The following is a 271-nucleotide window of genomic DNA, read 5'->3' on the forward strand; positions in this document are numbered from 1 at the left end:
GCAAGCAAGCAAGCAAGCAAGTGCTGAAATAACAGAATATCACGACGGTATAAGTTTTATTTTGTATTTTAACTGTAAGAATAAAAACCATAGAGTTTTAAATGGATGTTATGATGAAAAATATTTTTTTTACTGTTGTTCAGCTTTTGGTTGCATCATTTGTTTTCGCACAAATGCCTCAGGTAAAGGTTGAGGAGGGGGTACTAGAAGGAATTACCTTGTCAAGCGGGGTAGAGTCTTTTCGAGGGATTCCTTTTGCAAAACCGCCAGT

It is taken from the genome of Sphingobacterium sp. UBA7253 (genome assembly GCF_002472745.1).
Classification (GTDB): Bacteria; Bacteroidota; Bacteroidia; order Sphingobacteriales; family Sphingobacteriaceae; genus Sphingobacterium; species Sphingobacterium siyangense.